13 protein-coding genes are annotated in these 10,783 nt (G+C 64.7%); 5 read left to right on the top strand and 8 right to left on the bottom strand.

Going from position 1 to position 10,783, the window contains the following annotated elements:
• The first annotated feature begins 860 nt into the window (after positions 1-860).
• Entirely contained in the window at positions 861-2,114 is a 1,254-nt protein-coding gene (locus AC0NZN_RS17700) for an IS30 family transposase (protein WP_474593641.1), read from the top strand.
• A 497-nt stretch (positions 2,115-2,611) separates the two neighbouring features.
• Here the strand turns inward: AC0NZN_RS17700 and AC0NZN_RS17695 are convergent, their stop codons facing one another.
• The 3 genes from AC0NZN_RS17695 to AC0NZN_RS17685 form a co-directional block, all read right to left on the bottom strand.
• A complete protein-coding gene (locus tag AC0NZN_RS17695; protein ID WP_474593638.1) occupies positions 2,612-2,851 on the bottom strand; it encodes a hypothetical protein in 240 nt (79 codons plus the stop codon).
• Between the two features lie 393 nt (positions 2,852-3,244).
• A complete protein-coding gene (locus AC0NZN_RS17690; RefSeq protein ID WP_474593637.1) occupies positions 3,245-3,859 on the bottom strand; it encodes a hypothetical protein in 615 nt (204 codons plus the stop codon).
• A gap of 126 nt (positions 3,860-3,985) precedes the next feature.
• Positions 3,986-4,198 (bottom strand): hypothetical protein, encoded by a 213-nt coding sequence (locus AC0NZN_RS17685; RefSeq protein ID WP_474593636.1) that lies wholly within the window; start codon positions 4,196-4,198, stop codon positions 3,986-3,988.
• Positions 4,199-4,696: 498 nt separating this feature from the next.
• Between AC0NZN_RS17685 and AC0NZN_RS17680 the strand changes: the two genes are divergently transcribed.
• Positions 4,697-4,846 carry a hypothetical protein gene (locus AC0NZN_RS17680; RefSeq protein ID WP_474593635.1) on the top strand — a complete coding sequence of 50 codons (150 nt, stop codon included), beginning with the start codon at positions 4,697-4,699 and terminating at the stop codon, positions 4,844-4,846.
• A gap of 234 nt (positions 4,847-5,080) precedes the next feature.
• Here the strand turns inward: AC0NZN_RS17680 and AC0NZN_RS17675 are convergent, their stop codons facing one another.
• The 5 genes from AC0NZN_RS17675 to AC0NZN_RS17655 all read right to left on the bottom strand — a co-directional run bounded on the left by AC0NZN_RS17675 (position 5,081) and on the right by AC0NZN_RS17655 (position 8,782).
• Positions 5,081-6,214 (bottom strand): alpha/beta hydrolase family protein, encoded by a 1,134-nt coding sequence (locus AC0NZN_RS17675; protein ID WP_474593634.1) that lies wholly within the window; start codon positions 6,212-6,214, stop codon positions 5,081-5,083.
• Entirely contained in the window at positions 6,211-7,215 is a 1,005-nt protein-coding gene (locus tag AC0NZN_RS17670; protein ID WP_474593640.1) for a hypothetical protein, read from the bottom strand. Before AC0NZN_RS17670 ends, AC0NZN_RS17675 begins: the two co-directional genes overlap by 4 nt.
• A gap of 5 nt (positions 7,216-7,220) precedes the next feature.
• The gene (locus AC0NZN_RS17665; protein WP_474593633.1) at positions 7,221-7,685 is read right to left on the bottom strand and encodes a hypothetical protein; all 465 of its coding nucleotides are present in this window, start codon (positions 7,683-7,685) and stop codon (positions 7,221-7,223) included.
• A gap of 49 nt (positions 7,686-7,734) precedes the next feature.
• The gene (locus tag AC0NZN_RS17660; protein ID WP_474593632.1) at positions 7,735-8,157 is read right to left on the bottom strand and encodes a hypothetical protein; all 423 of its coding nucleotides are present in this window, start codon (positions 8,155-8,157) and stop codon (positions 7,735-7,737) included.
• 343 nt (positions 8,158-8,500) lie between these two features.
• Positions 8,501-8,782 carry a winged helix-turn-helix domain-containing protein gene (locus AC0NZN_RS17655; RefSeq protein ID WP_474593631.1) on the bottom strand — a complete coding sequence of 94 codons (282 nt, stop codon included), beginning with the start codon at positions 8,780-8,782 and terminating at the stop codon, positions 8,501-8,503.
• Positions 8,783-9,171: 389 nt separating this feature from the next.
• Between AC0NZN_RS17655 and AC0NZN_RS17650 the strand changes: the two genes are divergently transcribed.
• From AC0NZN_RS17650 to AC0NZN_RS17640, 3 genes are read left to right on the top strand one after another with little or no spacing between them, the layout of a single operon-like run.
• Positions 9,172-9,825: a hypothetical protein gene (locus AC0NZN_RS17650; protein WP_474593630.1), complete on the top strand. Its 654-nt coding sequence runs from the start codon at positions 9,172-9,174 to the stop codon at positions 9,823-9,825.
• Positions 9,826-9,827: 2 nt separating this feature from the next.
• Positions 9,828-10,454: a M23 family metallopeptidase gene (locus AC0NZN_RS17645; protein WP_474593629.1), complete on the top strand. Its 627-nt coding sequence runs from the start codon at positions 9,828-9,830 to the stop codon at positions 10,452-10,454.
• 24 nt (positions 10,455-10,478) lie between these two features.
• The gene (locus AC0NZN_RS17640; protein ID WP_320942405.1) at positions 10,479-10,772 is read left to right on the top strand and encodes a hypothetical protein; all 294 of its coding nucleotides are present in this window, start codon (positions 10,479-10,481) and stop codon (positions 10,770-10,772) included.
• Positions 10,773-10,783: the final 11 nt, after the last annotated feature.

Genomic DNA, 10,783 nt, shown 5'->3' with positions numbered 1-10,783 from the left:
CACGTACGGCGCACCGGGAGGTGATCTGCGCGATCGCCGGCGCGCATCCCGCATGGGGACACCGGAAGATCTGGGCGATGGCCCGGCACGCCGGGTATCGGGTCAGCGCGTCCACGGTGCTGCGGGTCCTCGACGAGGCCGGGCTGCTGCTGAAGGCCGACTATCAGCGGGAACGTCGTGAGCAGGCCAAGCAGCGCAGGGCGGCGTTCGCTGCGCCACCGACCGGCCCGAACCAGGTGTGGCAGTTCGACTTCTCCGAATACGAGACCGCGGCCGGTGGGACGTGGCGGGTCGCGGGCATCGCGGACTACTGGTCGAAGTACGAGTTCGGGTGGCATTGGTCCCCGACCGCGAACCAGCATGACGCGATCGCCGCCGTCGAGATCGCCCTCGCTGAGGCCGACCGGCTCCTGGGCGATGTCCCGCTGATCGAGCATCTCACCGACCCCGACACCGGGCAGATCGTCCCGATCACCCTCGTCACGGACAACGGCGGCCCGTTCCGGTCGTTCCGATTCGGCGCCCTCATCGCGGCACGGCCCGAGCTGCGGCACGTGCGCACCCGGGTGCGCACCCCGGGTCAGAACGGCGTCCGGGAGCGAGCGTTCCAATCACTGAAGTACGAACGGCTCTACCGTGAGCCGATCGACGACGCGCTCGACCTGGTTCGCGAAGGCGAAGCATTCGCGTCGAGTTCAACGAGATCAGGCCCCACGAGCACCTCGCCTGGAACCGGCCCCGCGACGTGCACCTCGGCCACGCCGACCCGACAATCCCCACCTTCGAACGCGACCAAATCCTGCCAACTACTTGACGCGGGACACATCGTCGCAAATACCTCCTCGATCCTGGGAGTTGTGTTGTCGTCGTCTCGTCGTGTCAAGAAGGGCCCCGGGCGCCGCCCGCAGTCGGCCAAGCGCAGAAGATTCATGGAGCTCCGCGAGCGGGGGTGGAGCATCGCGGCAGCGGCCCGCGAGGTCGGCGTGTCGCGAACCGCTGGTCGCAACTGGTCACGCGGCTACAAGACCTACCGCGGTGGCGCCGTCGTCGGCTTCGTCGCCCCACTCGAGCGGCTCGCGCTCCGCGAGATCAGTGACCGATTCCTGTCCGAAGATGAGCGGGTCCGCATCGCGGATCTTCTTCACGCAGGCAAGAGCATGCGAGAAGTCGCGAGGGCGTTGGGGCGATCCCCGTCGACGATTGCTCGTGAGGTGGCGCGGAACTCGATCGGCCGAGATTACTATCGCCCATTCGACGCGCAGCGGCACGCTGTCGCGCGTCGTGGGCGGAACCACACCCGCCGAATCGACCGCGACAGCTGCCTATACGCCGAGGTCGACGAGCTGCTGCAGCAGCGGTGGAGTCCTGAACAGATCAGCTCCCACCTGGCGACGAAGCATCCGGACAATCCGGCGATGAGGCTGAGCCCGGAGAGCATCTACCAGGCCATCTACCGCCCGGGATCCCCGCTATCGCGCCCGTCTCGGCTTGCCCCGCACAAGCCGTCACCGTTGCGGACGGGCCGGCAGCATCGGCGGGCCCAGCAGCGCACCGACCGTCGTCGTCCGCGGCTCGAGCAGCCGATGCTGACGATCCACGACCGCCCGTTCGCGCCAGACGACACCACCGAGCCCGGCCACTGGGACGGCGACCTCATCATCGGCAAGGAGCAAGGCTCCGCGATCGGCACGCTCGTCGAGCGACAGTCGCGGACGACACGACTTCTCCACCTGCCGCTGAGAGACGCGGACGCCCTCCACGACGCGCTCGTCGCCCGGATGGGCGACCTGCCACCGGAGATGCTCCGGTCGATCACGTGGGATCAGGGAACTGAGGTGGCACGCCACCTCCGGGTGAGGGAGTCGCTCGGCGTCCCGGTCTACTTCTGCGACTCGCACTCGCCCTGGCAGCGCGGCAGCAACGAGAACACGAACGGGCTCCTGCGGGACTACTTCCCGAAAGCGACCGACCTCAGTATCCACACCGAGGCTCACCTGCGCGCGGTCGAGGACGAGCTCAACAGAAGACCGAAGAAGGTGCTCGACGGGCGGGCGCCAGCGGCCATGTTCCCGACGCTGGTAGCCTCCAACTCGTCCCCGGTGTTGCGACGATGAGTTGAAACCGCCGCGCCGAAACCGTTCAGAGTTCACGCGCCGCCGACACGCGACCACCCCACCGGCGGACGAAGGACCGACCGCCTCACCTCACCCAATCAGCCGCCAGCTCTAGCCCCACACGACCCTGATTCGAGGCGAGCGAGGTCGGACGTTGTGTACGGGAAGATCCGTGAACCACGGGCACTGCATCGCACGCGAAATGCCGCAACTCGCCACGTCACAGATCGGGGTTCTCGTGCCAGCCGTCATCTCGAGCTGCATGGGCATTTCGGTCCCTTGATCCCACAAGAGGGTCCACGGCGAACGCCCATCCGGCGAGTGCCGTCGAGCCCGCGTTGAACTCTCACCCCAGTGGCTCCGAGCCTCGGCTACGTCGCTCCCACGACTTCGGACAACGCGCGCCACCGCGCGCTCAAGTACGTAGCGCTGCGCAAGAGCCAACCACCTTCGCCACTCCGCAGCGATCGCATCTGGAAATCAATCCCTTTGCCAGGTCAGACGATGTTGTCCCAGTACAGCTGCATCGTCCAGTTGACGGCGGAGTAGATCTCGGTGCCGTAGCTGTTGTATCCAGTTACGCATGCGATGCTCGTCTCCAAGTGGATGGGTCGTCCGCTACCGACGTAGCCAACATAGACGTACCCGGGCAGGACACCCCATTGCTTCTGCAGATAGGCCGAGCCGTAGTCGTGGCCGTCGTCTCCGAGGAGATCGATTGTGCCGTTGACGCTCACCCAGTGGAAGTTTGGGTTGCCATTGACAGATACGTCCGAGTATCGTGCGTACACACTGCCCTGCATTGCACGTCGGTATGTCCAAACCGTATATGAGCCGTCCCCCGCCTGGAGTTGAGGTCCAACGGTCACGCTGGTGATAGCCACGTCTTTATTTCCAATCTCTTTGGATGGTGAGATGCTGCTTGATAGAAGTCGAACGGAATATTTCGCCTGCGGAGCGAAGAAGGTGCCAGGTTCTGGCATGTCTCCGGCTGGACCCAGCCCCGAGAAGCGGGAAGCTTGTCACGGTGAGACGCGGGGTGTCTTCCAGTCCGGAAGGGATTGGCGGACGTCGCGGCCTAGCGATGCCCATTCCTCATGGAGCGACGGTGCGACGCTCTGGGATCGGAGCTAGCCGATGACTACACGCCTGAGCGTGGTGAAATCGCCCTTTCCTCCCGCCGCAGAACCATTGCGGCTTCTGGCGGGAGTCACGGCTTCGATAACGAAGCTATTCTCGGGGTCCTCCCAGAATGCCCGACGAACAGATGAGTTGTAACCCTCTTCGAGGACGTCGAGGAAGCCATCGGCAGCACTGTGATCACCGGCAATGTGCGCCTCATATGCCTTCTTGGCAACTTCACGCATCCATGAGGAGTAGGCCTCTGCTGCGCCGTTTCCGCGCTCCCACGCGAGACCGGGCCTGGTGTCGGTCAGGCTCGAGTTGGGCGGGAACGACGATCCGGCGGGAAGTCTAAACGGAAAAATCGCGATGGCTTCGCGATACTCCGCCTTGATCCCCTCGAGATCGGTCAGCCCCCGAGTGCTTGTGGCAGCGAGATACTGGTTGACAGCGCCGGGCTGAGTCTCGATGGACTGGGCGGGCACCGATTGAGGAAGCTCCGCTGCCGCTGCAGGTCTCGCGACGATCGTTTCAATTGGCTGGAAAAGCAGGACTCCAGCTCCTACTGCGGCTCCACGAATGAGCGCTCTGCGCGAAAATGTGGTCGCCTCGATTCGGGACATTGCGCGTTCTCCTTGCTAAATTGTATGCAGCGATGGCCAACATTCTGTTTGCCACAGCGTACGGGCGGTTGATTTCCCCGCATGGGGATTAGGTACGAGAGCGAAGTGGCTTCTCGACAAGAATGCTCATCCGCCTTGTCCCGGGCGGGCCGTCGTGCGAATGGGGTAGCCCATCTTGTTGCATTGCAAGGTAATCACCTCGATCAGGTGATTCGCGGCGTCGGCATTCGGATCGAATGTCTTCGGACTGGCCCGCACTTCCAACGCGACCGCCTTCACCGCGTCCGCAAATGCGGGTGATGCTGGCAAGTTCGCCCATCCATCACCGACAAGTGACATCTCGGCTTGATACGTCTCTGGAGTGATTGCGCCGGCCGTCTTGTCAAACTGCGCTCGAGTCGCAAGTCCATGGAGCGCCGATGCCTCTCCGCACGTGTCGGCATCGGAGGGGGCACCGGGACTACCATTCGCTTGTGCGGAAGGCACGGGAGTCGCGGTCATCGTGACTGTCACTGTGGGGTTCGGTCGCGAGTTCGGGTCGGTACCCGCGCATCCAGCGAGCAGGATTCCAGGGGCCGCAACCGCCAGGCATATAGCCATCATGCGCGAACGTTGACCCAGCCTCATTTGATCTCCACTTTCCGGCATTCTAGTTGCCGGCCCTTTGACGGGCCGGATCATGCGCACAATAGCGACTTAGCAGACCACGGCGTCCGCCATGTCAAAGTCGCCCACAGTAACACACTCACCCAGAGGGGCCACTGTTCATAAGACGATAAACGGTTTTGACGGCCGACGCCATGGCACCATTGGTGCCAATTGGGTGCTGCACGCGCGATGAGCCCACCGGCACGCTGGACCCGGATCCCCACGTGCGAACTCAACGACGTGCTGCGCACCTCCGCCGCCGACGGAACCGTGGTCCTCGTCGCTCTGCACGACCAACACCTCATCGCAGACCGCCGACGGCCGCTCGGCATCGCCTAACTGTGATGTCCAGAGACGTTGTTGCCCGAGTCGCGGTTGACTTGGTGAGTAGCGAGGACCTCCGGTTGCGAAGCCGAGCTGTCGAAGGATGCGCTTCACGCAGGCGGGGGGCCTTCGTGTCCCACGCTAACACTGCTTTGAGCCCGCCGGACGGCCGCGAGCGCCGCGCGTAGGCGTGCCAGGAACGCCCTGCACTCTCGGTCACCGCGATCAAGGCCCACGGCGAGAGTTGCCTCACGGCGTGCACCACTCCCGCAGGAGGCCTTCCCAGCGTGCAGGCTCAGAGTTCCAGGTCATGGTGTGGTCCGTATCGAACGTTTCGAGCTGAACGAGCCCCGGCCGCAACATCGCAAGGCGTCGAGAGATGTCCGGCGGGGCTGAGGTATCCGCGCGGCCGTGGAGGATGAGCGTCGGAACGCGCAGCTCGGCGGCGCGAGCTACCCAGTTGAACTTCCGCAACGGGACCGGGGCATCCAGCCCGACAAGACTGGCGAGCGCGCGGCTTGTCAGCCATGGGCGAGCGAAGAATCCGAACCACGACGGCACACCGGCGCGCGCGCAGTTCGCATTGATCGTGGCCTGCCAGTCGAGCACCGGTGACTCGAGAATGAGCACGTCGACCAGATCTCGAAACTCGGGCTCGGCCGAGAGCTGCAGGGCCATAGCGGCGCCCATGGACCAGCCGAACAGGGCGATTCGTTGCGCTCCGTTAGCGATCGCGTATCGCAGTGCGGCCCGCACATCATCCGCTTCTGACTCGCCGAGTGTGGGCCGGCCCGATCCGACCGTGGGGCCCTCGCCGTCGTTTCTGTAGGTGACGACGAGCGAGGACAGGCCGGCGTCGACGGCGACGCGCACACCACGAAGGGTGCCCGCCCGCGGGCTGCCCAGCCCATGGATGTGGACCGCCCAATATGGGCTCTGAGAGCCGGGTGCTTCGATCAGCCATGCGGGCGCGCGGCCGGCGGGAGTTTCAATCTGGATGTCACGCGCCACTAGGCCCGCGTCTTCAGGATCCTGGTAATAGATGCCGCTCCATGACGCACGGGCCCCGACACGCGCGCCAGGGGGAAGGTCACCAGTCACGGCACGCGTCAAAGTCGAGGGCGATGCATCCCAGACCGCGCCTAGATGGACCCATCCTCCATCTTCGAGCCATAGACTGTACTGCCCCGCCGCCGAGGTTCGTGGCGTCACATCAAGCACGATCGCGTTCCCGCCCTCATCGCGAATGACATCGCGGATCACGAGGTCGAACCGACGAGGAGTTCCGGGCTGCGTGAGCCGTCGTGCGATCACCCAGCCGATGAAGCCGAGAGCGGCGGTGATCGCGGCCGCGCACCACGCGACCGCCCGCGAAAGCCTCAATGCGCGGCCTTCGTCCGGCCGATACGTGGGTGGGTGTCATGCGCAGCGGACGTATTTCGCCCGGTCAGGTGCGCCTCGGCAGCGTCGACGAGTTGACGTTCGCTATCACTCAGGGTGAACGACACGCGGGGATCGAAGAGGGCATCTCTGATCTCCACGATCTGCCGGTGAAGTTTCGCTTCCGCATCTTCGGCCGTCAAAGACCCGCGGGACCACGAGCTGACACCTGGCCGGACCGCACTGGCACGTTCCCAGGCCGGAGTGATGCGCGCCACGAAGTCCTGCGTCTTCTCAGCGCGCCCTCGGACGCGCGCCCGCCGGATTGCGGGAAGGCTCGCCAAACCCACGCACAGAAAGATGAACGTCAAGAGGAAGAGGGGACTGTAGACCACGCCGAGGCTCAGCATCAGGTCGGAGTTCCCCGCGACGTGCGCGGCGTCCATAGCGATGATCACGATCGACAGGGTGAGACCGCAGACGCTGCCGAGAAGCAGAGAGACCGCAGGAAGTCGCTCCACTCCCCTGCTCTGGCCGATCCGCCATGCCGCCACAACAGCCATCACCGTCACGACGACACCGTTATAGGCGTACTCGACCACCGAATACGCCGCGGCCGCCGGCTGAGCCCCGAGATCCAGCATGAAGGAAGTCGTCGTCCGGCCGCTCCGAATGAACGCGAAAGCCAGCGACACACCAACCAGCGCCGTCGCCAGCAGGACCGGCCCGAGGGCGATATGTACCAAGCGCGACTTGTATTCGGTCGCCTTCGCCACCCCACGCCCGAGGAAGAAGATTCCCAGCATCAGGGCGAGATCCGCCACCAAGGTGACGAGGTTTCTGCCGCCGGCAACGCGATCGACCCACCGGTAGAGCGCATCGATGTTCAAGGTCATCGCGACCGCGATCGTGACAGCGGAGTACGTGATGCTCCGTTCCGCACGACCTCGCCGCAGGATGAGAAGGCTCGCGACAAGCATCCACATCAAGGCGGCGACGAGCATCTCGATCACCCGAAGATCTCCACGAACCTCGATTCCCGCAACACAGATCCGCGGATGCCGCCAGCAAGGTGATCCGCGAGCACCTCCGCCGCGATCTCATCATCCGAATCGAGATCGTGACGGGCGAGGATGCGGCGCCGCATCGCAGCCGGGATATCCGGCAGCAATCCGTCCGGCACGTCCGGGTGAGGGTCCTCGCCGTGGCTAAGGATCAGGTGCGCCAGCTCATGGAGGACGAACTGCTGCTGATGAAGGACCGACTCGCTTCGCGCGTGCACGACGACGTCCTCATCGTCGCCGACGAAGACCACCGCGCACACCCCTCCGCTATCGGTGAGTTCAGCCAGCTCTACGATTCGAAGGGCGCGGCGTCGGCATCGCTGAACGGCAGCGACGAGTTCGTCGAAGCTGAACGCGGACCCCAGGCCGAGTTCCGCCACTGCTGCCGCTGCAGTCGCCTTGATACTCACGTCATCACTCCCTGGATCCGCCGTCGTCGCGCAGCCCTTTGCCCGACCGCTAGGTGGGCTTCAATCCCTCGTCGAGGAACCGACTGATGGCTTGGAGCGCTTCGGGCGACACATCCCCGAGCGTCCGTGCGGCGTACGACTTGACCTTCGCGGCCCGCATCGCCCGCACCAGATCGAGCTGCGCTCTGACCTTGGCTGGCATCGGGGCGTTGTCCTCCCCAGTGAGGAATTGAGGTTCGACGCCGAAGAAGTCCGCAAGTGCCTCGAACAGTCGACGATCCTGCACGTAGCGATGACCGTTCACCATGTACGTCCATCGCGAACGGGACAGACCGACTCCCCGAGCACGGACGTATTCGGCGATCTGACCGTACGTCGGTTCGCTTCCTGTCTCGGTGATCGCGACGTCCAGAAGCAGGCGAAGACGTTTTGCCAGGTCTTCGGCACTTGCCTTGCTGTCGTCTTCTGTCATTTCCACTGGTCCTCGTTCACCCTCGGGCAAGGGAACGCCACTTCGTCTAGGCATGCGCAAGCGCGCCGTTGAGCATGACCAATCTACGCGTTGGGCATGCTCAAATCAACCATTGCATGCTCACCGCACAGGTGGGAGGCTAATGCCCGAGGTGCAATTTGAGCATGCTCAAGTGCTTCTTCGACACGAAGCACGCTCCGGCACGGAGGAGGCAGCAGGTGAAGAACCCTCGCGTTTCCCCGCGCCAGGATCCGCCCTCCGGATCCTTCCCCCTTGTGGCTTCCGCGGAGCCGGACAGAGGCGCCCCCTCCTGGCCTTGGCACCCTTGGAAGCTGCCCTGCTACTACAGTTCGCCGATGGCGATACCCAGCTGGAAGTACATCTCGCTCACCGCAGCGTGGTTGACCGAGTACCTGATCCGTTGGCCGCTGACGGCCTGGTCGGGGGGCGGGTCAGGGATGAGCATCCCCGACTTGACCAAAGCCTGCAGAGCCTTCGCGACAGTTGGCACCGCCAGCCCGGTTCCCGCGGCGATCTCGCCGCGGGTGGATGCGCCGTGATTCCTGATGTACCCGATGATGCCGGCGCGCACCATGCTGCCGAGAGCTTTGATGGGGTCCTCCACGTTGTCAGCGTCGAGGGGTCTCGCATATCTGGGCACGTGCCCATTCTGGCGCAGCTCCCCGGCAAGAGCGAATAATTTAGGGGTTCCCTTGTGAAGCGTATCGTTATAGTATCCCCTTACGCAAGGCTGATCAGCAGATCTGAGGTGAGAACGATGGGGCTTCCGCACACGTGCACGTCTTCCCCGGGTCTCCCCCGCGCGACCACCGGCTTCGAGTTCGTGCCCGGTTCGGTCCTCACCCCTGAGCACCTGCAGGGGCGCAGCGACCGCCTCAGAACGTCACGTCGTGATGCGGTGAGCAGCCGCTCCCGAACTCCCGAGCAGGAGCGCCGGCGATGAGTGGTAATCGTCCCGGGCGAGGCCTCGTGTGGGCGATCGTGGGGGCGGCTGTGCTGATCGTCGCGCTCGCCGCCGTGATACTCCCGGCGCTTCTGAGTCGCCCCGAGGCACGACCGACCGCTTCGCAAAGTGCCACGCAAAGCGCTCCCAAAGGCCCCACTTCGGCAGCCACTGCGGTGGTTGACCCATCGGTGACGCGCTTTGGCTGGGTCCCGGAACCTGTGACGAGGGACCGAGACGTCTACATGCGTGCGGCGCTGGCCGCCGCGTCCACTTTCGATCCGTCGAAGTCGACCCGCGACAAGTTCCTCGGGCACCTCGCCACCTGGTTCACGCCCGACACCCGGCGTGCAGATGTGGCCGATCGGGAACGCGCGACGCAGCTCTATCTTGGCGACCTGTCCCGCTCGGTCGTGCTGCCGCAGGATCAGTGGGACCAGATGAGGAGCGAACAGACAGCGGTGACGGCGAAGGTCGACGGCCCGATCGCCCACGTCGCCGTATCGGATGACCCGGGCGGGATGTCGATCGGGACGGCAAACGTCATCCTCACATACCGCCACGGTGACGTGACGAACACCGAGCACGTACGCGTCAGTGTCCAGGTGCTCTGCGGCTCCGGCTCTGTCCCCGCCCCCGATTCTCCTCAGCGGGCGGGTGACTGCAAGGTGGTCCGGTTCTTCGACTCGGCGGTCGAGGAGTAGTCATGGGTGCCCCGGCCGTGGCGGCACTGGCAGTGGCCAGGTCGAAGACGGCCCGGAGGGTCCTGGCCGCGCTCGTCGTCTTTGCGGTCTGCACTGCAGTCGGATTAGCCGCCCCTGTGCTGATGGTGACTTTCGTTGCCGCGTCGAGCAGCCTAGCGAAGGCCGATGTGCACAGCGTAGCCGTGGCCACGCCGGTCGCCGCGGGCGGTTGGACGTATCCGCTGGTCGGCCCCTACTCGAAGGGGCGCGGATTCGGCGCCGACCCGAACATCGCGAGGGTCTGCGCGTACTGCTCGACGTATCACGAGGGATACGACATGTCGCAAGGATGCGGCGCGCCCGTTCATGCCGCCGCCCCTGGTCGAGTAGCGACCGCGGGCAGCTACTTCGGATACGGGAATGCCGTCGTGATCGACCACGACGGAGGCATTGTCACGGTGTACGGCCACATGGCGTGGGGGTCACTCCTCGTCGCAGTTGGGCAGTTGGTGAACGCCGGAACACCACTGGGTGCCGAGGGAAATACCGGGCACTCGCTGGGGTGTCACCTGCATTTCGAGGTCCGAATCGGCGGGAAGGCCGTCGATCCTCAATCGTTCATGGCCGCGCGCGGCCTACCCCTCAAGTGAGCTGGCAATCAAGGAGGAGCAGCGATGTCGCTCATCATTCCGGCGGACGTCCAAGTGCCGCCCATCAATCCCAACTTCTCGGCGCCATGGATGTCGGGGCTCGAGCTCTTGGCGTCCTATCTCTTGGGGACAGCCCTAGTGGTGGTGCTGATCATGCTGGTGATCGCCATCGCGGCGATCGCCGGCCGGACGCTCGGGCCCGAGCGCATGCGGACCTGGGCCGGCGAGAACATCGTTGGCATCTTCATCGCTGCTGCCGCCCTCGGATCGGCATCGGGCCTCTTCCAGTGGTTCGTCGGGTTCAACTTCGGATTCTGACGTGGGCTCCC

Source organism: Microbacterium sp. sgz311019 (assembly GCF_056135325.1).
This window is presented reverse-complemented; position numbering and strand designations above follow the sequence as displayed.